This window comes from Neomicrococcus aestuarii, from assembly GCF_014201135.1.
GTDB classification, from domain to species: domain Bacteria; phylum Actinomycetota; class Actinomycetes; order Actinomycetales; family Micrococcaceae; genus Neomicrococcus; species Neomicrococcus aestuarii.
The window spans coordinates 1,607,648-1,629,347 of the sequence record NZ_JACHDR010000001.1 but is presented as its reverse complement, the minus strand read 5'-3'; the positions used below and the strand labels follow the sequence as shown (position 1 = coordinate 1,629,347).

21 protein-coding genes and 1 tRNA gene are annotated in these 21,700 nt (G+C 59.0%); 16 read left to right on the top strand and 6 right to left on the bottom strand.

Features of this window, described 5'->3' with window-relative positions; translation table 11 throughout:
• The first annotated feature begins 71 nt into the window (after positions 1-71).
• Positions 72-155, top strand: a tRNA-Leu gene (locus HD598_RS07290).
• Positions 156-312: 157 nt separating this feature from the next.
• Here the strand turns inward: HD598_RS07290 and HD598_RS07285 are convergent.
• Both HD598_RS07285 and HD598_RS13765 read right to left on the bottom strand, forming a co-directional pair.
• Positions 313-999: a hypothetical protein gene (locus tag HD598_RS07285; RefSeq protein WP_183664850.1), complete on the bottom strand. Its 687-nt coding sequence runs from the start codon at positions 997-999 to the stop codon at positions 313-315.
• 182 nt (positions 1,000-1,181) lie between these two features.
• Positions 1,182-1,967, bottom strand: coding sequence for a helix-turn-helix domain-containing protein (locus HD598_RS13765; RefSeq protein WP_183664848.1), 786 nt, complete (start codon positions 1,965-1,967; stop codon positions 1,182-1,184).
• A gap of 272 nt (positions 1,968-2,239) precedes the next feature.
• Between HD598_RS13765 and HD598_RS07275 the strand changes: the two genes are divergently transcribed.
• Together HD598_RS07275 and HD598_RS07270 are read left to right on the top strand one after the other, a co-directional pair.
• On the top strand, positions 2,240-2,464 hold the full coding sequence (locus HD598_RS07275; protein ID WP_183664846.1) for a hypothetical protein: 225 nt from the start codon (positions 2,240-2,242) through the stop codon (positions 2,462-2,464).
• Between the two features lie 210 nt (positions 2,465-2,674).
• Positions 2,675-4,201 carry an HNH endonuclease signature motif containing protein gene (locus tag HD598_RS07270; RefSeq protein ID WP_183664845.1) on the top strand — a complete coding sequence of 509 codons (1,527 nt, stop codon included), beginning with the start codon at positions 2,675-2,677 and terminating at the stop codon, positions 4,199-4,201.
• A 243-nt stretch (positions 4,202-4,444) separates the two neighbouring features.
• Here the strand turns inward: HD598_RS07270 and HD598_RS07265 are convergent, their stop codons facing one another.
• Complete coding sequence (locus HD598_RS07265; protein WP_183664843.1) at positions 4,445-6,475, bottom strand: ABC1 kinase family protein; 2,031 nt, start codon at positions 6,473-6,475, stop codon at positions 4,445-4,447.
• Between the two features lie 143 nt (positions 6,476-6,618).
• Between HD598_RS07265 and HD598_RS07260 the strand changes: the two genes are divergently transcribed.
• The 3 genes from HD598_RS07260 (at position 6,619) to HD598_RS07250 (ending at position 8,719) form a co-directional block, all read left to right on the top strand.
• Positions 6,619-7,320 carry a dienelactone hydrolase family protein gene (locus HD598_RS07260; RefSeq protein ID WP_183664841.1) on the top strand — a complete coding sequence of 234 codons (702 nt, stop codon included), beginning with the start codon at positions 6,619-6,621 and terminating at the stop codon, positions 7,318-7,320.
• A 48-nt stretch (positions 7,321-7,368) separates the two neighbouring features.
• The gene (locus HD598_RS07255) at positions 7,369-7,797 is read left to right on the top strand and encodes a universal stress protein (protein ID WP_071894441.1); all 429 of its coding nucleotides are present in this window, start codon (positions 7,369-7,371) and stop codon (positions 7,795-7,797) included.
• Between the two features lie 115 nt (positions 7,798-7,912).
• Positions 7,913-8,719: a LysR family transcriptional regulator substrate-binding protein gene (locus HD598_RS07250; protein WP_183664839.1), complete on the top strand. Its 807-nt coding sequence runs from the start codon at positions 7,913-7,915 to the stop codon at positions 8,717-8,719.
• Here the strand turns inward: HD598_RS07250 and HD598_RS07245 are convergent.
• On the bottom strand, positions 8,673-10,076 hold the full coding sequence (locus tag HD598_RS07245; RefSeq protein WP_183664837.1) for a GntP family permease: 1,404 nt from the start codon (positions 10,074-10,076) through the stop codon (positions 8,673-8,675). The two genes, HD598_RS07250 and HD598_RS07245, sit on opposite strands and share 47 nt — an antisense overlap.
• Positions 10,073-10,612 (bottom strand): gluconokinase, encoded by a 540-nt coding sequence (locus HD598_RS07240; protein ID WP_183664835.1) that lies wholly within the window; start codon positions 10,610-10,612, stop codon positions 10,073-10,075. Before HD598_RS07240 ends, HD598_RS07245 begins: the two co-directional genes overlap by 4 nt.
• Before the next feature lie 180 nt (positions 10,613-10,792).
• Between HD598_RS07240 and HD598_RS07235 the strand changes: the two genes are divergently transcribed.
• Entirely contained in the window at positions 10,793-12,079 is a 1,287-nt protein-coding gene (locus tag HD598_RS07235) for a carboxylate--amine ligase (RefSeq protein ID WP_071894437.1), read from the top strand.
• Between the two features lie 37 nt (positions 12,080-12,116).
• On the opposite strand, the gene HD598_RS07230 is transcribed toward HD598_RS07235, so the two are convergent.
• The gene (locus HD598_RS07230) at positions 12,117-12,617 is read right to left on the bottom strand and encodes a GNAT family N-acetyltransferase (RefSeq protein WP_183664833.1); all 501 of its coding nucleotides are present in this window, start codon (positions 12,615-12,617) and stop codon (positions 12,117-12,119) included.
• A 151-nt stretch (positions 12,618-12,768) separates the two neighbouring features.
• On the opposite strand from HD598_RS07230, the gene HD598_RS07225 reads away from it, so the two are divergent.
• The 9 genes from HD598_RS07225 to HD598_RS07185 all read left to right on the top strand — a co-directional run bounded on the left by HD598_RS07225 (position 12,769) and on the right by HD598_RS07185 (position 21,698).
• Positions 12,769-13,578, top strand: coding sequence for an enoyl-CoA hydratase/isomerase family protein (locus tag HD598_RS07225; protein ID WP_071894431.1), 810 nt, complete (start codon positions 12,769-12,771; stop codon positions 13,576-13,578).
• A gap of 89 nt (positions 13,579-13,667) precedes the next feature.
• Positions 13,668-14,903 carry a C45 family autoproteolytic acyltransferase/hydolase gene (locus HD598_RS07220; RefSeq protein ID WP_183664831.1) on the top strand — a complete coding sequence of 412 codons (1,236 nt, stop codon included), beginning with the start codon at positions 13,668-13,670 and terminating at the stop codon, positions 14,901-14,903.
• 146 nt (positions 14,904-15,049) lie between these two features.
• Positions 15,050-15,742, top strand: coding sequence for a fasciclin domain-containing protein (locus HD598_RS07215; RefSeq protein ID WP_183664829.1), 693 nt, complete (start codon positions 15,050-15,052; stop codon positions 15,740-15,742).
• A gap of 109 nt (positions 15,743-15,851) precedes the next feature.
• Entirely contained in the window at positions 15,852-16,433 is a 582-nt protein-coding gene (sigK, locus tag HD598_RS07210; protein WP_183664827.1) for an ECF RNA polymerase sigma factor SigK, read from the top strand.
• Positions 16,433-17,254 (top strand): anti-sigma factor, encoded by an 822-nt coding sequence (locus tag HD598_RS07205; RefSeq protein ID WP_183664825.1) that lies wholly within the window; start codon positions 16,433-16,435, stop codon positions 17,252-17,254. The genes sigK and HD598_RS07205 overlap by 1 nt, the downstream gene beginning before the upstream one ends.
• A 154-nt stretch (positions 17,255-17,408) precedes the next feature.
• On the top strand, positions 17,409-18,983 hold the full coding sequence (locus HD598_RS07200) for a molybdopterin-dependent oxidoreductase (RefSeq protein WP_183664823.1): 1,575 nt from the start codon (positions 17,409-17,411) through the stop codon (positions 18,981-18,983).
• Between the two features lie 69 nt (positions 18,984-19,052).
• Positions 19,053-19,295, top strand: a complete 243-nt coding sequence (locus HD598_RS07195) for a hypothetical protein (protein WP_071894426.1) — start codon at positions 19,053-19,055, stop codon at positions 19,293-19,295.
• 73 nt (positions 19,296-19,368) lie between these two features.
• The gene (locus HD598_RS07190; protein ID WP_071894425.1) at positions 19,369-20,283 is read left to right on the top strand and encodes a carbohydrate kinase family protein; all 915 of its coding nucleotides are present in this window, start codon (positions 19,369-19,371) and stop codon (positions 20,281-20,283) included.
• Positions 20,284-20,528: 245 nt separating this feature from the next.
• Positions 20,529-21,698: an ABC transporter substrate-binding protein gene (locus HD598_RS07185; protein ID WP_183664821.1), complete on the top strand. Its 1,170-nt coding sequence runs from the start codon at positions 20,529-20,531 to the stop codon at positions 21,696-21,698.
• Positions 21,699-21,700: the final 2 nt, after the last annotated feature.

The window sequence follows — 21,700 nt, the reverse complement described above, 5'->3', positions numbered from 1 at the left end:
ATGAGCCGCAAGTATGATTATCTACGCTTCGCAACCACGAAGTTCTCTCTGGGGCTTCGGTTGTGGATTGCGCGCGAGTGGCGGAATTGGCAGACGCGCTGGCTTCAGGTGCCAGTGCTCGCAAGGGCGTGCGGGTTCAAGTCCCGCCTCGCGCACAAAAAAATTAGCGATGCTGTGGTCTCGAGTAATTCGAGATTCACAGCATCGCTTTTTTGTTTCCGGCCTTGTTTCCGGTTGCGGAATTTCTAGGACGACGACGCAGCTTGCGTTGACAGCGCAAGCCGAGGCCGCGTCGTCGTCATCTAAATAGGGCTACTGAAGTACTCCAGCGAGGACAAGCGCACTGATTGGCTGGGTTTCAGAACCAAGGGAAGTACCCAAAGCCGCGTATGTACCCTCGTAGGCCGTCACTGTGGCGCTATAGGTGGTCAGAGCATTGAGTGACGTTACTGCATTCTCGGCAAGCCTGTACGTCACGGCAAAGTCGATTGACGCGCCCGGTGCAATGGTGTGATTCCCGAAGTCGATGAAAGTATTTGTGGTGTCGGGGTTGGAACCATTGTCAGTCGTCGACCGACCCGCAATGGTTGCCTCGGCCGTGCCGGAAGGGGACGTCACAGAATTGACGGTAAGCCCAACGTAGCTTCCCGTGCTAACGATGGCAGCAATTCCGCTGGTAAACGCGATGGTGACTTGCGCTGTGAGGGGTCCAGTGAAGCTTGAGGCGGTTGGTGGATTCGTGAATCGGATGGTTTGTGGCCACCTCTGTTCCAATACGGATGCATCGACGGTGGCGTCGAAGAGCGCGAGATTCGCCCCGACTAGCGGTTGATTGTAAATGTCTGCCCATCCCACGAGGAGGCTGTGGGTGGACGCCGCGGCGAACGGCGCAACACCGGCAGCTGCGATGACGGGTGCAGACCAGGCTGCGGCGGAAACTACTCGGCGACGGGATGGCTTGGAGTTTCGTGAAGTTTCGGCGGAGTCGTGGTGTGACACGGAGTCCCTCTCTTGATACCTACTAGTCAGATGGCTTTTCAAGACAAGTAGACGCAACTGAGGAGGTTACGCGTGAGCTGTTCGGTGCACTTTGGCGCAAATTAATGAGCCGTTGTCGCGAATCGCCGCAACCGTGTCCTGATGTGTCACAAAAGGGTGTCGCTGTGCGTCGCGGGTCCGTGTTACATCGCTTCGAACTCGGGCACGTTGTCGGTTGCTCGGAGTGCACGTTGCAGTGCGGCTCGCGAGGTGAACCCCACTTGTTTCGCAATGCTTTCCAGAGAGTTGGAGTGACCTTCCGGCGAGGACATGAGCTGGCGAGCCGCGTCCACGCGAAGGTTGCGGAGGGTCCCGGCTACGGTGGTGCCCTCCCTGGTGAAGGCGCGTTGGAGGTTTCTCAGGGACGCGCAGAGGTCCTTTGCCAACCGGGTTGGCGTGAATTCAGGGTCTGCCGAATGGGCGATCATAAGCCGAAGCGCGCGCTGGTACAGGCTTGCCGGTAGCCGTGGCTGCGCTTCGTCTGAGTGTTTGCTCGCGAGCATCACGGCGACAAGCTGACTTGCCAAGAGATCCTGCACTACAAACTGTGAGAATCGATCCTCGGGATGGTCAACAGCAGTCACACCTTCCACAAATCTCATGACAGGATGCAGCACGCTGTTGGGTGCCTCGATCTTGCCTGCGATTGCATCCAGGTGTACGCCTGCCTCGGTCAATCGGCGGTAGGGCACGGAGATCACGTAGAGCGTTGAGTTCACGGGCCATTCAACATGCGCGCTGATGGAGGTGAGGGCGTAGAGAGCTTCGCCCGCAAGTAGTCGAATGGGCGGCTTGTCGGGATTCTTGGGTGTCAGTGACATGCTTCCGGCCGCCACAAAGACCAACCGGATCAGGTCCGCATCCGGCGTCGCTTGCCTGTCCGCGGATCCGCGGCGAACGTCCACGCGATAGGCGGCGTGATCGCCCACAACCGATCCTCGGGCATGCAGAAGCCAATCGGGGGCAGCGTTTTCATACGAGCCCACGTGGTTCGATGCCGATGGATGGCGCGGACGACGTGTGGTGTGCGCGCTCGTCGGTGTTGAGCGCGGTGAGCCAAGCATCAGAGAGAGACGCTGGGCTCCGGGTTGGTCTGGCTTAGGCAGCTTTGTTCCTCCTGCGCGAACATGCGATCGAAGCCAAAGGTGACGAGAATAGGCGCGCTGGGAAACGCAACTTACGTAATAAGATTACGGCATAAGTGGCATCTGACATGCGTAAATGCATTTCTGGGAGTAATAAAGAAGATGCAGAAAACTTGTGGGAGATGAGCCCTGAAATTCCGGAGGTTTCCGGCAAACAGAAAACTCACTACCGCAACACAGCATTCTTCAAGGTGAGGCTCTTATCGTTGTCAGTACCTCAAAAGGTGCGAGTGATGATAGAAAGCCCCAGCCGATTCCCTTGGCTGGGGCTTTCGCCTTAAAGCTCCCGCTTTCTTCTTCCGGATTGCTGGGGTGAATTTTTTTGATTACGACGACGGAGCTTGCGTCTAGCGCCAAGGTTCCGTTCCTTTCAGGGTCACTTTCGTGCGGGATTCACCCACAGGCACGCGTTTTCCTACTTATTTAGAACATTTGTCCACATTCGAAGATTCTTATTCTAAGTGTCATGGCTGATGCATAGAGTTGTGGTTATGGAAGTCCCGAGTTCTTCGGACCTGCTCAACCTTCTGTCCACCTTCAATGCGACCGATTTATCGGTAAACGAGCTTCGAGATCACTATGTGGTCTTGCAAAGACATCTTGCGCTTCTTCAAGAAGCCACCCGGGTGGTGCCGGCGAGCGTCACCGAGCTGGATCAACTGGGTGTAGCGGCTGAAGCGACTGCACATCGGATCGGGGCGGTGCAGGTTGAAGTTGCAGCCCGAGTAGAACAGGGCGTCGAGGCGCTGATGCGGGACGAAGCAAATCCTTACCGCCGGTCCAAATATCGTTCCGCGGTGGAGCGTCTGTCCCAATTGCTGCACATCAACCCGGGGGAGGTGCATAAGCGCCTCGAGGTCGCTCACGCTGTGTCTGCGGCCCAGGGTGGCGCTGTTGAGGGAGGCCCAATGCACGTTCCTGTCGGCGAAGCTTTCGAAGCAGGGTCTATCTCGGTTGCGAACGCTTCCCGAATCGTCGCTGGAGTTGAGAAGCTACGTACTCCCATTTCTCAAGTCAGCGCTAGCGAGCAAGAAACCGACGAACTGTGCGAACGAATGGAATCCGAGCTTGTCTATACGGCCCAAACTGGTACCCCGAAAGCTGTCGATCGATTGCTGAAAACGTGGGAACACCGAGTCAACGCGCTAGGAGTCCTTCCTACTCAAGCCGTGAAACAGGACTATCAGGGCGCATTCTATGCGGGCCGAAAATTCGGGCTTCATGAGTGGGTGTTGCGAATGGACGATCTTCAACACGAAACGTTCATGACCGCCTACGCTCCTGAGCTAAACCCGCGATCCACTGACCACGTTGGCGGAGACGCAGAGATAGACGTGGACGGACGTGGCGAGCCGTTGCCCTTGGCGGCAGACGAAAACGGGAAGCCCATTGAAGCGCCCAAGGATTCGCGCTCGCGCGGTCAGAAGAAGCTGGACGGTGCACTCCATGCCATCAAAGTAGGACTGACGTCGGGGAAGCTCTCCCTCAATGGCGGCTACCAAGCTCAGGTGGTGGTGAACATTGACCACAAGAGTCTCGAGGCCCAGCTAGTGGCGAAAGACGGACTGTTTCGATCGGATGCTGTTCACTCCGGACCCATTAACCCCACTGCCATCCGCCAACTAGCCTGCAATGCGGAACTGCTGCCCGTTGTTCTGGGAGCGGGATCACAAGTAGTGGATTCGGGAAATCGCGCACGACTCTTCAGCGCGGAACAACGCAAAATCCTCTACGCGCGGGACAGAGGGTGCACCTTTCCTGGTTGCACCACTGGCGTGGACAGATGCGAGGCGCACCATGTCCACGAATACTCCCGAGGAGGTGTGACTACCTTGGAAAACGCTGCCATGGTCTGCTCGCACCACCATCACTTGGTGCATGAAACCGGCTGGGAAATCAGCATGCGCTCCGGTGTCCCGTACTGGACACCTCCAGTGGAAGAAGATTCGCGACGTCCACTTATGCGCAACGTTTACTTCCATCCGGAGAAGTCCACCCAACTTCCGCTGGCTGTCTAAGCGCTGATTCGTTGAAGGGCTGAGCCGGACAGAGTGCTGGGCCCGACAAAGCGCTGGGCTGATCAGAGTGTTGACCCGACGGAGTGATGAACCGGTTAGTAAGAAAGCTTTCGCGTGGGCCGAAGGGTCTTGATGCGACTGTGGATTGACAACTCAATAGTGCCGCTGGCGTGCCAATTGTGCCGTCGTTGTGCCCGCACTCTTGTGCTGAATCATGGCATCAGGATTGGACTCGTCTTTGCGTCAGTATTGGTCATCGTCCCCACGGAAGTCCCTGTGGAACACCAAGACAACAGATCTGAGCGCCAGGATGAAACCCATAAAGAGCAGAACGTATCCAATGAAGCTGTAGATGCGGATGCCATCGGTGAGCATGGGGCCGGTCTCAGCGGTGATGAGAACGATCGCCGCGAGCGTAGCGGAACCGGCAAGTACCGCGACAACCAACTGCTGAACGAGTCGATTGAGGAAGCCGCGGTCCGACGGATGCGCCAGCATGCGCACATTGAAGGAGAGGCGGCCCTGCTCCACGTCCTCGGTGATCTTGTTGATGCGACGAGGCAGTGATGCGAACGCGGGGATGGCCTGCATGAAACGCATTTCGGTTTGCTCAAAGATCTTCTTTGGCCCGAACTGCGCTGTTGCGATGCGTCGGCCTTCTTCGCGGGCAAGAAGCACCACATCGATGCTCGGGTCGATCAGTCGAAGCGTTCCTTCGAGAGCACCGAGTGCTCGGAAAGCCGCCGCGATTTGCGGAGGCACCGTGAAGCCGTGGCTCACCACGAGGGCAAAGAGCGCGGTGAACATTTCTGAGCTTCCGGCGCCGCTGAAACCGCCCCGATAGCGGACCATGAGCTGGCCGAGGGTGCGTTCGAACGCGCGCTCGTTGAGCTGGTCTGGACGATCCAGCAAGATGAGCATTGCATCGGTAGCAGCCTGATTGTCGTTCTTATCGATCGCGAAGAGCAACATGGCTAGAGCTTGCTGGCTACTGGGATCCAATCGTCCTACGGAACCGAAGTCCACCAGGCCTGGTTGTCCAGACTCGGACAAGAAGATGTTTCCGGGGTGAAGGTCCGCGTGGAAGACGCCATCATGGGTGATCTGTTTGAGGGTTGCCGAGACGAGTTCGCGAGCAAGTTCGAGGCGTTGAGCATCGTCCATGGTTCGAAGAATGTGCTGAGCGTCGCCGAGTGGAACGCCGTCCAAGCGTTCCATCACCAGAAGGCGAGTGCTTGAGAGAGATTCGTACACGGCAGGAACCCGCACGTTGGTCTTGTGAAGTGCGCCCGCAACAGCCTGCATGTTGTTGCGTTCCACGCGGTAATCCAACTCTTCCCGCAAGGAATCAATGAATCCGCGGGCGATTCCTACAATGCCTAGGTCCCGGGCCCAGGGAGCTGACTTCTCGAGCCACTGCGCAATCCGGAGCACAATCTCGGTATCGGACTGCACCTGCCGCACGGCGGTCGGGCGCTGAACCTTAATCACTACTGAATCGCCAGCAATGGTCTGAGCCGTGTGAACTTGGGCCACGGAAGCGGACGCCAAAGGGTGCTCGTCGATGAAAGAAAAAGCGGTGGAAAACGGGCGGCCCAAAGACGTCTCGATGGCCGATTGGATGACATCCCACGGCTCCGGGGTGGCATTGGTCTGCAGCTTGGAGAGTTCCGCGATGTAAACGGGCGGCAGCAAGTCGGATCGTGTGGATAGCATTTGGCCGAGCTTCACGAACGTCACACCGGCCTCGTTGAGCGTTTCCCGCAACGCGATGGCCGTCTCTCGGTGAGAATCACGGCTCTTGTCGAGACCACGAATCTGGCTCACCAATCCGTGCCGCACAGCAATCCGCATGATCTGAAAATACCGGGCTTGGCGGCGTCGTCGTGCTGAAAAATCGCGGAAGAAACTCACCGGATTCGGTAGGGAACCCGTGGGAACCAGGATCTCGAGGAACATCAAGATAGCGACGCCGAGGGCGAACATCCAGAACGTGGCGAGGCCCGCGAGCATGAGCGCGGGGCCAATGTTGGCATCGGAAATGGAGCCATCATCCGCATAGCCCATGACAATGAACTGCACGCCGCCCATCAGGACCAGCGACATCAGAAGAGCCACGAAAATTGCGCGAGGCCAACCTACGGGAACGCCGAGAATTCGCCGCGCGAGGGTTGCGATGAGCCAGACCTGAAACACCAGGAACAGGAGGCCAAGGACTAAGGAGAAGACGAAACCTAGGGCGTCGAGTGAGTCGATCAGACTACTGATGGTCATAGATTTCCCCCACAGGCGGCTGCTGTCCATAAACTTCGGGGGCGAAATCCCCGGATTACCCCTAAGACTTACTGTAGCGGGAGGGGGTTCCCTAGTATGGGAGGTGCGTCACAAGTGAATGAGACTGAAAAGGATAGAGCAGTATGACTCCAGCAAAGGTTCCACACCAGAACGTCACGTTTGATTCCACCGAGGGCCAAGCCCATGGTTATATCGCCATTCCCGAGAGCGGCAAGGGTCCTGGGGTCATCGTGATCCAGGAATGGTGGGGTCTTGTTGACCACATCAAGGACGTTTGTGATCGCCTTGCAGCGCTGGGATTTGTGGCGCTCGCACCGGATCTTTACGGCGGATCCATTACCCACGACGGCGCCGAGGCCGCTGAGATGATGAGCAAGCTCCCCGCAGAAGAAGGCGCACGCTTGCTTTTGGGCTCTGTCGATTACCTGTTGAACCGAGACGAGGTCACGAGCGAAACCGTTGGAGCCATTGGCTTCTGCATGGGCGGTGGCTTTGTACTTTCACTTGCTGCACAGGCCGGAGACAAAGTTTCTGCAGCCGTACCGTTCTACGGCGTGGGTCAGGGTGTTCCGGAGAGCTTCAAGACCATCACGGCAAAGGTTCAAGGCCATTACGCCGAGCAAGATGACTTCTTCCCTGTGGATCAGGCACGCGAACAAGAGAAGCAGATTCGAGAAGAATCGGGCACCGAAGTTCAGTATTACTACTATGACGCGCCTCACGCGTTCCATAATGATGAGAACCCCATGGGAAATTACCGCGAAGACCACGCGAAACTTGCGTGGACTCGCGCGGTGACCTTCCTTCAGGACAACGTCCACTAACCCAGCGACGTAGCAGTACCCCCGCAAGAACGCACTCTAAGGAGCACCATGAGCAAGATCATCATTGTTGGCGTCGATGGATCCGACACCGCATTTGACGCGGCCACTCGCGCAGCTGAGCTCGCGTCGAAGACGGGCGATGAACTTCGCGTCGTTTCCGCGCACGCAAAGGACAACACCGAAGTGGTGCACATTGGAAGTGATACGTGGATCTTGGATGACGCCGACCAGGCAAACAAGCTCTCCGCCAACATTGCCGAGCGTTTGCGCCAGTCATTCCCGGAAGCAAACATCACCTCCGGCGCCATCCACGGCAAGCCGGCCGAAGGTCTCGTGAAAGAGGCTGAGGAATTGGGCGCCGATCTCATTGTGGTGGGAAACGTTGGCATGAAGGGACTCGGCCGCGTGCTGGGTTCCGTAGCGAGCGGTGTGGTCAACAACGCTCCATGCGACGTGTACATCGTCAAAACTGCCTAAGTACGCGGTAGTCGGCGGTCAAGAACGCAGTGAAAAGTGTTCTTGAGCCGGACCATGGCGTTCTGAACGCCTGAGATTCTGCGGCGCGGCGGCCTACAACGGGTAGGCTGTCCGCGTGGCAGGGCTCAAAATTGCGTATGTTGCCGGGGTCATGCCCGGAAAGTGGATCGATCGATGGCGTGCGCGCCTCGAGGAGCATCCGTTAGAAATTTTCCAGTACGACGACGCTGCGGCGTACGTTGCGCTGTTGGAAAGCGGGGACGCCGATCTGACGTTCATTCGTTGGAGTGGCGATTCGCCCGCCTCCGCTGCATCGAGCCCAGGGAAGCCGGCTCTGCACGTCATCCCGCTCTATGAAGAACTTCCGGTGGTGTGCGCGCCGAAGGACCATGACATCGAGTATTTCGATGAGTCCGTTCCCGCCTCCGCTGTTGAGGGCCAGAACTTCCTTGACGTGGACAAGTACGGTCCCAAAATGACCTTAGAAATCGTGGGGTCCGGGGCCGGACTAGCAGTGATGCCCATGTCTCTCGCCCGATTGCACGCCCGCAAGGACGTCGTGTGGAAAGTGCTCGAGGGTGCCCCTTCAACGCACGTGGGTCTCGCGTGGATGCGCGTGGATCCTATCCGGCCTAGCGCCCGCGCGGAAGCTATTGAAGCCGACCCCCTCGTAGCGGAATTTATCGGCATTGTCCGCGGGCGATCGGCGTCGTCCTCCCGGCAGCCGCTCACGCAAGAGCGTCAACAGCAAGAAGCCGCCGAAGCACGTAAGGCACGGCAGCAATCCAAGCCGGCGAAGTCTTCGGTTAAACCAAACGTGGCCAAGGCGAAAGGCGCCTCAGCCACGTCAGGGTCTAAATCCGGAAAGAGTTCCGCTAGCCGGCGAGCCCAGCCAAACCGAACGCGACGGCGGCCAAAATAAAGCCCATCACGCCGAGCAAGGTCTCCAAGACCGTCCAGGTCTTGAGGGTGGTCTTGACGTCGAGATCGAAGAATCGACCTACCAGCCAGAAGCCCGAGTCGTTCACGTGGGAAGCGATCACGGAACCGCCAGCAACGGCGATGACCATGGCGGCGAGCTGGAACTCATTGAGGCCAGCGGCAGCCACACCCGGTGCCAAGAGGCCCGCAGCGGTGGTCAGTGCAACGGTTGCCGAACCCTGAGCAATGCGCAGGATTCCGGCGATGATGAAGCCAGCGAAGATGAGCGGGATGCCCATGTCGCCCAAAACATCAGAAAGTGCAGCACCAATGCCTGAGGTGCGCAGCACGGAGCCGAACATGCCGCCGGCGCCGGTGATCAGGATGACGGAACATACGGGGCCAAGAGCCTGCTCCATGACCTGCTGAATGGCGGTGGAGGACATGCCCTGCTTACGGCCCAAGACCAAAGCGGCCACGATCACGGCGATCAAGAGGGCAACTGGGGTCTCACCGAGTGCGCGCAAGAACTGGAACCAGACCTGGTCCTTGCTGCCCTCAGGAAGAACGCCAGCGGTCGCAAGAGCGTTCAAGCCGGTGTTGAGGAAGATCAGCACCAAAGGAATGAGCATGACGCCCAGAACGGCGCCGAAGCGTGGCGGGTTGGCTTCGTGCTCAGCATCGGCTTCACCAAGGATGGCCGGAATCGGGAATTCCCACTTCTTGCCAGCCCAAATACCGAACAAGTAGCTCGTGACGTACCAGGTAGGGATAGCAACCAAGAGGCCAAGGATGAGGACGTAGCCAGCGTTAGCGCCGAAGAATTCAGCGGCAGCCACTGGGCCCGGGTGCGGTGGCACGAAGACGTGCATGACGGAGAACGCGCCAGCGGCTGGAAGGCCGTACAAGAGCACGGATCCGCCCAAACGGCGGCCTACGGAGAACACCACAGGAAGCATGACCACAAGGCCAGCGTCAAAGAAGATCGGGAAACCGAAGATCAAAGATGCAACGCCCAGAGCAAACGGAGCGCGCTTCTCACCGAAGATAGAAATCAGCTTGTCAGCGATGACTTTTGCGCCACCGGACTGTTCCACAATGCGGCCCAACATGGCGCCGAGACCCACCAACAGGGCAACGCTAGCAAGCGTGTTACCGAAGCCCGTGGTGAGAACACTGACTACTTTGCCGGTGGGGATCTGCGTTGCGAACGCGGTCAAAAGGCTCACGATGATGAGCGAAATGAATGCGTGGATCTTGAACTTCATGATCAAGACCAAGAGCACCACAATGGCCGCAAGCGCAATCAGCAAAAGCGGTGTGGCGCCCAGAGTTTGAGTCCATCCTTCGATGGTCATCGGGACGTCCCTTCTCCACCGTTAGTCAGTCCCAAAGCTACGAGTGATCGGTCTGCAAGGTCTGCGGGGGTGGTGTTGTTTTCAATGTTGAAGCCGCCCTCGTCGTCGCCAAGCTCTTCGAGCGTCGCGAACTGACTAGGCAGCAGTGAAGATGGCATGAAATGCCCCTCGCGGTGATCAAGACGTTCCTCGATCACGTTGGAGGGGGCTTTAACGTGAATGAAGACTACGCGCCCATCTGCTTCGCGCAGAAGATCGCGGTAAGAATGCTTGAGCGCCGAACACGTCACGATAGATCCCGAGCCGTCAGAAGTGTGCGCGGTCATCCAATCGCGCATTTTGCGCAACCAGGGCCAACGATCCTCATCCGTGAGCGGGTGGCCCGCAGTCATCTTGGCGATGTTCTCTGCCGGGTGGAATTCATCCGCCTCGGCGTAGGGCCATCCGAGTTTTTCGGACAACAATTTCGCCAAACTAGTTTTGCCTGAGCCGGAAACGCCCATCACGACGATGTGCAGATGTTCGCTGGCATCCATGTAGTACTCCTTTTCTGCGCCATTGCGGCACAGAAAAGTATGTCGCGTAACGCTCTTGCGCACTAAGAGTACTGAGAAACTGGCCAGAGTGTTGGCGCCGTGCCGCTGAGGGTGACCCATCACACAACCTAAGTTGTGCCTTTTCGTATCAAACGCCCCTCACGCGCTAAGTTGGAACACATGCGCGTGCCGGATACTCAGCCCTTTGTCCCAGTGATCCTCGGTGGGGATATCGGTACTTACTCGCTCGCGCGCGAGTTCCACGAAGCGTACGGTTTCGTCAGCGTGGTGGTTCCCGCCGGCAGCAATGGCGTCCTCGATTACTCCGTCGCCGTGGATGTCCGTCCCGCTGGAACCATGACGGAAGCAGACGTCGTCGTACGGTATTTGCGGGAACTAGCGCAAGAACTAAGCCCAACCGGGCAGCGACCGCTCATGCTTTTTGGTTCGCTGGACCTGCAGGTCACGCTCATTACGCGCCACCGCGAGATGCTCGAGGACGCGTACGTGATTCCGTATGTGGATATCGACACCATGGAGCGGGCCGCGCTCAAGGAGAATTTTTACGAACTGTGCGCTGAACTCGGCGTTCCGCACCCCGTCACGGTTGCCGTCGACATGGTGGATCACGCCGCCGGCGCCCCTGCCCCCAAGAATTTGCCGTACCCGCTGATCGGCAAGCCAGCCGACTCTTCCGCTTGGGTGAGCGCGAAATTTGAGGGCAAGAAGAAGATTCACACCATCACGGACGAGGGCGATCTGCTGTCCTTGCTGGGCCGCATCGCCGGCTCCGGGTACCGCCAGAAGTTCATCCTGCAGGAATACGTTCCCGGCGGCGATGACCACATGCGCTTGTGCACCTATTGGGCCGAACAGCCTGGTCACGTCACGTTTGCCGCGTATGGCGAAGTGGTGGTGGAGGAGCACTCGCCGATCGTGCTGGGTAACTCCGCCGGCATTGTCACAGGCGTCAACGAGGAAGTCATCAACCACGGCGTCCGACTTCTCGAAGCGCTCAAGTGGGAGGGCTTCGGCATGATCGACGCGAAACTGGATCCGCGCGATGGCCAAGTGAAATTCTTCGAGCTCAACCCGCGTCTGGGCCGCAACCACTATTACGTGACCGCCACGGGGCACAATGCGGCTCGCTTTTACGTGCGCCGCTATTTGGGCGAGGAGTACGACGCCGCCAACGCGCGTTCCGTGGAGACCGGCAGCTACCAGCGGGTGGGGGGAGTGGACGCGGCTAACGCCGAGCTGCTCTACACGGTGTTGCCGTTGCCGCTGCTGCGTAAGCACTTGCGCGGAACCGTGGGAGAGAAGGCTCGACGCCTAATGGCCGCCAAGCGCGTGGTGAACCCGCTCATGTATTCGGCGGAGAAGCACCCGCGTCGCTGGGCGTATTTGGCCATGAACGCCGTGAATTACGTGCGGAAGTTCCGCCAGTTCCCGCCGCGGACGTCCTAAATTCGTTCTGAAACGCGGAAGAGCTAGACCCCTCGACTCATTCGGGTCTGCTCATTCGAGCAATCCGCACCTCGCTGGGGCCAAGCTTGTAGTTCTGTTCCGCGCCATCGAGTTCGAAACCTTCCTTGCGGTAGAACGCCTGAGCGCGCGCATTGTCTTTGAGCACCCACAAGTACGCTGCCTGAGTGCCAATCGCGTGCTGGATGAGTTCGTGAGCAACTCCGGTTCCGTACCACTCGGACGTGATGTACGTGCCCATGAGCTCTAGTTCTGCTGGCGCATCGGACTCGCGAGATTTTCCGGCCGTCGCCCATCCGATGATCCGCGGGTTCTCCGTGGCGATGGTCGCTACATAGGCGATCTCATCTGGACCAGCCAGGGTACGTCGCCACCGGTCCACATCAATGTGGTTCTCGAGGTCGTCCAGAAACTCTTGCGGCAGCACGTGGCCGTACGCTTCGCGCCAGCCGGTGATGTGGACGGCTTTCACGCCCTCGGCATCTTCGGCTGTTGCGCGGCGAACCAGAAAAGGCTTCATGATGTGGAGCCTACTTGGTGAACGGGTGTTGTATCCCTGAAGTAAATCGCAACGGAAGTGACGCTGGGAGCTAAGCGGCGTCGTCTTACTCAAGAATGAAACCCCTATGTGACCTAGACTGCATTTAGGTGTCACGTTTGAGGAGGAATTCATGGATTTCAGCGGTTTAGAGAACTTGGTGATTGAGCAGGACGGCCCCGCGCTGGTGGTCACCGTGAACCGGCCGGCCGCGCTGAATGCGCTCAGCCAAGCGGTGGTGAGCGAGTTCGAGCGGCTAGTGACGCAGCTGGAAATGGCCGGAACGGATGCAAAGTGGCCCGTTCGTGGCGTCATCATTACCGGTGGCGGCGAAAAGTCTTTCGTGGCCGGCGCGGACATTGCCGAGATGAACGCCATGAGCCCGGATCAGGCGCTCGCGTACGGGCAAAGCATGCAGGCCGTGACGTTGCGGCTCGAGCGGCTCCCGCTGCCCGTGATTGCGGCGGTGAACGGTTTTGCGCTCGGCGGCGGCTGCGAACTCGCGATGGCGTGCGACTTCATTTATGCGAGCGAGCGCGCAAGCTTCGGGCAGCCAGAAGTGAACCTGGGCCTGGTGCCTGGGTTCGGCGGATCCGTGCGACTCCAGCAGCGTGTGGGCGTGGGAATCGCCCGCGAGCTGATCTTCACCGGTCGACGCATCAAGGTAGACGAGGCGCTACGAATCGGCCTTGTCAACCGTGCATTTGGGTCTGTGGAAGAGATGTTGGATGCCGCGAAAGCGACCATCGCAGAGATCGCCGAAAAGTCGCCGACCGCCGTCGCGAACGCGAAGAGTGCCATGCATTCCATGATCCATTTGAGCGTCGAAGACGGTCTTGCCGAGGAAGCGCGTTCGTTCTATCAGGCGTTCCATACCGAGGACTCGAAGGAGGGTCGGGCGGCGTTCATCGAGAAGCGCTCGCCGCAGTGGCGGGGTCGGTAGTGGTGGGGTCGCTAGCGGCGGTGGGTCGCCTAGAAGGGCTGTAAAGGAAAAGTTGACAAACGTCATGACGTCAAGACAAACTTGACACCATGACAACAACTCATTGCACCACCCGAAACTCTTCCCACCACGTCTCGTCATCCACTAACCCCTTCGCCTTCCTCACCTCAGCCTCGGGGCTGGGGGATATCGACTGGCTATCCGCTAACTGGGCAGCGATTGATTGGGCGTCCGTCGATTGGTCAGCGATTGACTGGGCCTCGCTCTACGCACCTCAGAACGTTGAGCCACAGCACGCGGCGACCCCTGGCCGGACGGCACCTAACTGGACGGCACCCGACTGGAGGGCCGCCAGCGCCGGTCGCGAGATCGAGATCTTCCGCATCGTAGAGGGCCAGCCCGGCAAGCAGTGGAAGGCACTGTTTAAGGCTACGAAGTCTGCGTACCTCGCGTGGTACCGCAGTGGCGACGTGTCCCAGAGGCCCAGCCTGACCGAAGCCCAGGCCCAACTCGCTGCGCACATGCCAGAGCTCATGCCCACCTACCGTAAGCTCGTTGAGCTCACCGGCAACAACCCGGACGCCGCCCGCTTTTTGACCATGTGGAACATGCCTGCGTTCGCGCCAGCGTGCTCCCAAATTGCCTTCGCCGACCCCTCGCCTACGCTCATCCGCAACTACGATTACAACCCGGACCTCTGGGAACGCACCATTTACACGAGCGCGTTCCGTGGCAAGAAGGTCACCGGCACGGGTGACTGCCTGTGGGGACTTTTGGACGGCATGAACGAATCCGGCCTCGCGGTCTCGCTAACCTTCGGCGGTCGTCCGGGCAGCGGTGAAGGCTTCGCGATTCCGATTGTCATCCGCTATATCTTGGAGACCGCGTCCACCCTCGAGCAAGCGCGCGAAATCCTGGCACGCATCCCCGTGGCGATGTCCTACAAGGTGACCGTGATTGATCGCAGCGGAGAGAGCTTTACGGCATTCGTTGCCCCCGGCCAGCCTGCCGAGTTCAGCGATCACCCCGCCGCCACCAACCACCACGGAGTTACCCCCGAATTCCCGGAGAAAGCTGCGAGATTCCGCTCCGTTGAACGACTCGAACACCTCGACGGCCTGCTCAGCGAGCACCGCGAAGCCGAGACCACGTTCGATGAATTCCTGGAAAAGCCACTCTTCAGCACGGAGTACTCCGCGGGCTTCGGCACCCTCTACTCGGTCATGTATCGCCCTACGGAGGGGGTGGCTGAGTACCGTTGGCGCGGGCAGCACTGGCGAATTACCCATGACGACGACGCAGCCTCGCGCACGATTATTCTCTAACGGATCGCGGTTCTTGGGCTACTAAAAAAAGTTTTGGGTGAGATCCAATCCGCTGTCTGGAGCGCTCCGAACACCTTGTGACAGCCCGGGCCGAATGGTTTGGGACACCGAGTGGCCCATTCAGGGCTCGAGGCAAGGAGATCGACATGAAGTACACACAGCGCAAAATGGTTGGACTGTTTTCGATCGCAGCAGTTGCAGCTCTAGGTATGAGCGCCTGTTCTATGGGCACAGATTCGGGGTCAGGCTCGAGTTCGAGTTCGGGCTTAAGCATGGCGCCGAGCAGTTCTGCGTCTTCATCGAGTTCGGCGATGAGCAGCGAATCGGCCATGGATCCAGCGGCCAACCTCGTGGGAACGGGCTGCGCGGCTTACGCGAAGGCTGTTCCAGACGGTGAAGGATCCGTTGCTGGTATGGCGCAGGATCCCGTGGCCGTCGCGGCCTCGAACAATCCGCTTCTCACCACGCTAACGAAGGCTGTCTCCGGTGGGCTCAACAAGGACGTCAACTTGGTGGACACGCTCAACGGTGACGAGTTCACGGTGTTCGCTCCCGTCGATGAAGCGTTCGCTGCGATTCCAGCCAAGGACTTGAAGGCCGTGACGGATGATGCGGACACGCTCACCAAGGTCCTGACCTACCACGTGGTTCCTGGCCAAATCACACCCGATGACTTGAAGGGTGACCTTAAAACGGTCGAAGGGGACACCGTCAAGATCAGCGGCAGTGGTGACAAGCTCATGGTCAACGGTGCCAGCGTCATTTGCGGTGGTGTTCAGACCGCCAACGCCACGGTCTACTTGGTGGACACGGTGCTGATGCCGCCGGCAAAGAAGTAATTGCTCTCTCAGTACGAAGGCAGGTCAGTGGCGGACGGGTGAACAATCATTCGTCCGCCGCTGACGTGAGCATGAATAGAGGCCCAAACGCTATGAGACCCTTGAGCGTATGATTCCGAATCGATCGAGTGAATCAACGTCGGAATTCACTCCGAGCATGGAAGCTCTTGTGTCCCAAGTGGCACAAGGGGATGAAGCTGCGTTCGCTCATCTCTATGACCGCCTTGCTCCCAGAGTTTTCGGTCTTGTGCGGCATCTTTTGCGCGATGAGGCACAAAGCGAAGAAGTCACTCAGGAAATTTTCGTTGAAGCGTGGCAGAACGCCGCCCGATTCGATCCCCAACGAGCCAGTGCCGCTACCTGGCTGTTGACAATTGCGCATCGTCGCGCCGTCGATAGGATCAGGGCAAGCCAAGCCAGCCGTCAACGGGATCTCAAGGTGGGAATTCAAGAATTTCAAGAGAGCTATGACGATGTGGAAGACAGCGCGATTCTTCACGATGAGAGTGAGCGCATGACGGACGCTATGAAACAGCTCAGCGATCCACAGCGTCAGGCCATACAACTGGCGTATTTTGGTGGCCTCACCTACGGAGAGGTTGCCGACAGGCTTCAACTTCCCTTAGGGACTGTGAAAACCCGAATACGGGATGGCATGAAGAAACTTCGAGATCTGATGGGAGTCGCGTGATGGACAAGAACAACGACGAGCTATCAAGCGACTTCGAGCCCAGCTCTTTGAATGCGTTGAACGCTCTCAACGCGCTCAGTGATGCCGAGCGGGAACAAGTACTGCGTCAGGCCGAAGAATCGGAGACCGCGCGCCAGGAATTCGATTCGTTCCAAGAAACGGCCGCCCTCTTGAGCCTTGGCACTACGCCTACGGAACCACCCGCACGGCTCAAGGCCAACCTCATGAACGCAATCTCCGGCGTCGTACAGGTTCCTGCTGAACCCACCGCCGCAGCCGAGCCTGAAATCCAAGCCGAGACCGAAATCCAAACTAAGCCTGAAGCCCGAACTGAGCCCCCGAAAAACTCGCACCAAAAGTTTTTCGCTCTCGCCGCGAGCGTTCTGTTCGTGACCGCGGGTGGGCTGGGAGTGGTTGCGTGGAATCTGAATGAGCAGCAACAAGCGCTCAACGAGCGCGCCACGGCTCTGGCCACCGAGCGCGACGGCATGATGCAGATTCTGAGCGCACCGGACATGAAGTCGAAGTTGCAGACCCTCGATGACGGTGCAACTGTCAGGCTGTCCTACTCGGTGGCTTCCGGGATGATGGCCGTTTCCACCACCGGTATGCCGGATCTGCCTGAGGACAAGGGCTATGAGCTCTGGCTGATCTCCGCCGAGGGGGCAACGCCGGCGGGAATGCTTGATACTTCGGAGGCTGAGGGCATGAAGATGATCTCCGGTTCGATGTCCGATGTCACCCATTTCGGAATCACGGTTGAACCGGCCGGGGGATCGGACGCTCCTACCTCGGATCCCATCATTTTGCAGGCGCTCTAGTGGAAGGCCCTGCAAATTCCAGCTCCACGGCAGAGCACTCCAATCTAAAGCCTGACCGGCTCCGAACTAGTGGCAATGGGCTGGAATTAACGGTCCGAAATCATGGGGCCGCGGTCAACATCTAGCGGCCGGCAAGCAGTGGGGTGAATGAGGAATGGATACGTCGAACAGCGCACGAGCCAGTTTCCCGTGGCGGTACGCCGTGGCAGGAGTCTGCTCGGCGCTAGTACTTTTCACCACCGCACAGGCGATCTCGGGGTTTTTCTCGAGCGCTTCCGCGCCCATGGTGGCGTTGGGGTCCACGATTATCGACTTCACTCCGGCTTGGCTCAAAGACTGGGCGATCGGGCTGTTCGGTACCAATGACAAGCTGTTCTTGTTCATCACCCTGGGCGTGGTGGCCGCCGCGCTCGCAGGCATCGTGGGATTGGTTGCCAAGCGCAGCATGATGGCCGGATCCGCGCTGGTGCTCTTGTTGGCGGCAGTCCTCGCCGCGTCAGTGATGACGCGCTCGTCGACTACCCTCACGGATCTGGTTCCCACTGCTCTGGGCACCGTGTTGGGTCTTAGTGCTTTGAGGCTGCTGACTCACTTGGCTCGAAAATCATCATCGGCGCCGGAAGCCGGCAGCGCTTCCGCACCCGATTCAAGCCGAGCCGCCGCGCGGCGACACTTCCTGCTGGGCACTGCGGGAACGGTGGTGCTGAGCGTGATCGCAGCCGGTGCTTCCCAAGCCCTGCGAGGCGCGAGTAACGCGGTGGAGGCAGCCCGCTCGGCGCTGGGTCTGCCGGCCGCGAAAGTCACCGTGCCTGAGCTCCCGAAGGGCGAGGACCTGAACACCGTGGGCGTCTCTCGGTTCATCACGCCCAATGAGGAGTTCTACCGCATCGATACTGCGCTTTCCGTGCCGCGCATCGACCCGCAAGAGTGGGTTCTCAAGGTCCACGGCATGGTGGAGAACGAGTTCACGCTCACCTTCGACGAGCTCTTGAGCAAGGACCTCGTGGAGCACTACCTGACGCTGACCTGCGTTTCTAACCCCGTGGGCGGGGATCTGGTGGGCAATGCTAAGTGGCTCGGCTACCCGCTGCGGGAGCTACTGAAGCAAGCGGTTCCGCTGCCCGGGGCAGATATGGTGCTGTCCACCTCACAGGACGGGTTCAGTGCGTCCACGCCGCTCGAAGTGCTCACGGATAACCGTGAAGCGCTGTTGGCGATCGGAATGAATGATGAGCCGCTGCCGCTTGAGCATGGTTTCCCCGTGCGCATGGTGGTTCCCGGGCTGTACGGCTATGTCTCGGCCACCAAGTGGGTGGTGGATCTCGAAGTCACGAGGTTCCAGGACAAGACCGCATACTGGACCACGCGTGGGTGGTCTGAGCGCGGCCCCATCAAGATGTCCTCCCGCATTGAAACCCCGCGCTCTTTCGCGAACCTCCCCGCGGGAAAAGTGGTGTTCGGCGGGACCGCGTGGGCGCAAACCACGGGCATTGCTCGCGTGGAACTGCGCATCGACGACGGCCCGTGGCAGGAGGCGGAGCTGTCCTCCAACGTTTCCGCGGACACGTGGCGGCAGTGGCGCTACGAGTGGAATGACGCCACCTCTGGCAGCCATTCCGCGACCGTCCGGGCCACCGATGCGAACGGTGAGCTCCAAGCTGATGAGGTTGCGCCCCCCGCCCCGGATGGTTCCTCCGGCTGGCATCGCTTGCAGTTCAGTATTCAGTAAGTACGACGACGCAGCGTGCGTTGCGCTGTCATGGTCGCGACGGCGTGCTGGTGATGAAAGAATGGGGAGGTGAACTCATCTGAATCCATCGACGTCGCTGGAATTGAAGCTCAAGCCGAATCGCTCTTGGGCGACTTGGCGAGCGTCCCAGACATCGAGGCGTTTCAGGCGCTGTTGCGACTCCAAGCAAAAATTGGTGAGTCCCTCGGCGAATCGGCGCGCACCTTGGCGGAGAACGGATCATGGGCTGCTGTAGCCCAGGTTGCGGGAACCTCACGACAAGCGGCGTGGCAACGGTGGAGTGCTAAATAATCTGGTGCGGCATGCACTAGAGGCTCGGTAGGATTAAAAAGCACAAGCTGATTTGCGAAGGAACCCCAACATTATGCTGCTGGTCATCGGAGAAGCCCTGGTGGACGTATTGTCCGGAGGCATTTCAGCGCCTGAGGCATACGTGGGCGGTAGCCCCATGAACGTTGCCGTCGGCCTTGCCCGTTTGGGTCACTCGGTTGGGTTCGTGGGCCAATATGGTCAGGACGAATACGGTGACATGATCCACCGGCACTTGCGCGACAACTCCGTGGTGGAGCTAGCTCCGCGCACTGAGCGCGAGACTTCCACCGCTAAGGGGCAGCTGGATCCTGCCGGTTCGGCCACCTATTCCTTTGATATTTCTTGGGATCTTCAGCCACTCGAGGGCGAGGCCGCCACTGCGCTTGAAGAAGCCCAAGTTCTGCATGTGGGTTCCATCGGTTCCTTTTTAGACCCAGGGGCCGCGGCCGTTATCGACGCGGTCGAGCGCGCTCGCGGTCACGCCACCATCTCTTACGACCCCAACGTTCGCTCTGCCCTCATCGATGACAAAGACGCTGCGATCGCCAAGATCGAGCACATCGTGAGCATGTCTGATGTGGTCCGCGCTTCGGACTCTGATCTCGAGTGGCTCTACCCGGACCGCGATGCCCGCGACACCGCCAAAGCGTGGCGCGAACTCGGTGCCGCGCTCGTGTGTGTGACGTACGGCAGCGGTGGCCCGTGGGCCGTTGTGGCCGGGGGAGAAGCCCGCGCCAACGCGGTTGCCGTTGAGGTTGAAGACACCGTGGGTGCCGGCGACTCCTTCATGTCCGCGCTGATCTCCGCACTGGTTGAGCGCGAACTCGTGGGCGCCGCTCAGCGTGACAAGCTGCGCGCGATCGACTCCAACACGGTCAACGACGTTATTGACTTCGCAGCTAAAGCCGCGGCCATCACGGTGTCCCGCGCGGGCGCTAACCCGCCGTACCGCCGCGAGATTTCCTAACCGGTAGTTTTGTCTGACCGCATATATACCCTAGTCAGGCACCTAAAGAGGTAGATCTCACACGCGATTTACGCGGAGTTCACCTCGTGATACCCACTGTTCACCTTGCACTCCCCAACTGGTTACTGACCGCGCCTAAGGTTCTGGAGGTACTGTACTGACCGAGGTCTCTTCATTCCTCGTCAACGGCACCGAACTCCTATTTCTATCGCGTCGTCAGAAATGAGAACACCGTGCGCATTGCTATGCGTTCTTCACTCGTGGCCGGCTTGGCCGTCACCGCGCTCGCACTGAGCGCTTGTGGTTCTTCCACCCCTTCCTCCACCCCTTCCTCCTCGTCTTCTTCCGCTTCCTCGGCCAGCTCGAGCGCTAGCGGTGCGTCCACCGACGCAGCTAAGACCGCCACCTCCGCTGAAGAGCTGGGTGGCATGGACAAGCTCGTTGAAGCTGCTAAGGCTGAAGGCCAGCTCAACGTCATTGCACTTCCTCACGACTGGGCCAACTACGGCGAGATCATCGAGGGCTTCAAGACCAAGTACGGCATCACCGTCAACGAAGCCACCCCGGATGCTTCCTCAAAGGAAGAAATCCAGGCAGCGGACGCCAACAAGGGCACGGACAAGGCTCCGGACGTCTTTGACCTCGGCACCACGGTTGCTTTGGAGAGCACGGATTACTTCGCTCCTTACAAGGTTGAGAACTTCGACAAGATCCCAACCGAGAACAAGGATACCGAAGGCAAGTGGGTCAACGACTACACCGGCGTCATGGTGGTTGGCTACAACAAGACTCTCTTCGGCGAAATCACCTCGCTTGACCAGCTCACGGACGCCAAGTTTGATGGCGCAGTGGCCGTCAACGGCAAGCCTGCAGAAGCTGGCGCTGCCTTCAACGGCTTCCTTTTGGCTAACCTCGCCAACGGCGGAACGCTCGATGACGGCACCAAGGGCCTTGAGTACTTCAAGGAGCTCAAGGACGCTGGCACGTTGAACCAGACGGATGTCACCAAGGGCACCATCGAGTCCGGCGAGCACGGTGTGGTCTTTGACTGGACCTACAACCAGCTTTCCTACACCTCTTCCCTCAAGGAAAAGGGTGTCGAGTGGGCAACGTTCGTTCCAGATGACATCAGCGTGGTGTCCTACTACAACCAGGCCATCAACAAGGATGCTCCTCACCCGGCAGCAGCTCGCTTGTGGCAGGAATACCTCTTCTCTGACGAGGCTCAGAACCTGTGGCTCAAGGGTGGCGCTTCCCCAGTGCTCGCCGCTGAGATGAAGAAGGCCGGAACCTTGAACGAAGAGTTCGCAAAGAACGTTCCAGCTGTGACGGACCCACAAACTCCTACCGCAGATCAGGCTGAGAAGATGAACAAGTTCTTGGCTGATAACTGGGATAAGACGATCGGTCAGTAGTC

What these genes read in the sequence shown, in the direction of transcription:
- HD598_RS07260 (WP_183664841.1), top strand. Translation starts at nt 6,619, where the DNA reads ATGACTCCAGCAAAGGTTCCACACCAGAACGTCACGTTTGATTCCACC.
- HD598_RS07230 (WP_183664833.1), bottom strand. Translation starts at nt 12,617, where the DNA reads ATGAAGCCTTTTCTGGTTCGCCGCGCAACAGCCGAAGATGCCGAGGGC.
- HD598_RS07240 (WP_183664835.1), bottom strand. Translation starts at nt 10,612, where the DNA reads ATGGATGCCAGCGAACATCTGCACATCGTCGTGATGGGCGTTTCCGGC.
- HD598_RS07205 (WP_183664825.1), top strand. Translation starts at nt 16,433, where the DNA reads ATGGACAAGAACAACGACGAGCTATCAAGCGACTTCGAGCCCAGCTCT.
- HD598_RS07245 (WP_183664837.1), bottom strand. Translation starts at nt 10,076, where the DNA reads ATGACCATCGAAGGATGGACTCAAACTCTGGGCGCCACACCGCTTTTG.
- HD598_RS07200 (WP_183664823.1), top strand. Translation starts at nt 17,409, where the DNA reads ATGGATACGTCGAACAGCGCACGAGCCAGTTTCCCGTGGCGGTACGCC.
- HD598_RS07255 (WP_071894441.1), top strand. Translation starts at nt 7,369, where the DNA reads ATGAGCAAGATCATCATTGTTGGCGTCGATGGATCCGACACCGCATTT.
- HD598_RS07225 (WP_071894431.1), top strand. Translation starts at nt 12,769, where the DNA reads ATGGATTTCAGCGGTTTAGAGAACTTGGTGATTGAGCAGGACGGCCCC.
- HD598_RS07265 (WP_183664843.1), bottom strand. Translation starts at nt 6,475, where the DNA reads ATGACCATCAGTAGTCTGATCGACTCACTCGACGCCCTAGGTTTCGTC.
- sigK (WP_183664827.1), top strand. Translation starts at nt 15,852, where the DNA reads ATGATTCCGAATCGATCGAGTGAATCAACGTCGGAATTCACTCCGAGC.
- HD598_RS07220 (WP_183664831.1), top strand. Translation starts at nt 13,668, where the DNA reads ATGACAACAACTCATTGCACCACCCGAAACTCTTCCCACCACGTCTCG.
- HD598_RS07215 (WP_183664829.1), top strand. Translation starts at nt 15,050, where the DNA reads ATGAAGTACACACAGCGCAAAATGGTTGGACTGTTTTCGATCGCAGCA.
- HD598_RS07185 (WP_183664821.1), top strand. Translation starts at nt 20,529, where the DNA reads ATGCGTTCTTCACTCGTGGCCGGCTTGGCCGTCACCGCGCTCGCACTG.
- HD598_RS07190 (WP_071894425.1), top strand. Translation starts at nt 19,369, where the DNA reads ATGCTGCTGGTCATCGGAGAAGCCCTGGTGGACGTATTGTCCGGAGGC.
- HD598_RS07235 (WP_071894437.1), top strand. Translation starts at nt 10,793, where the DNA reads ATGCGCGTGCCGGATACTCAGCCCTTTGTCCCAGTGATCCTCGGTGGG.
- HD598_RS07270 (WP_183664845.1), top strand. Translation starts at nt 2,675, where the DNA reads ATGGAAGTCCCGAGTTCTTCGGACCTGCTCAACCTTCTGTCCACCTTC.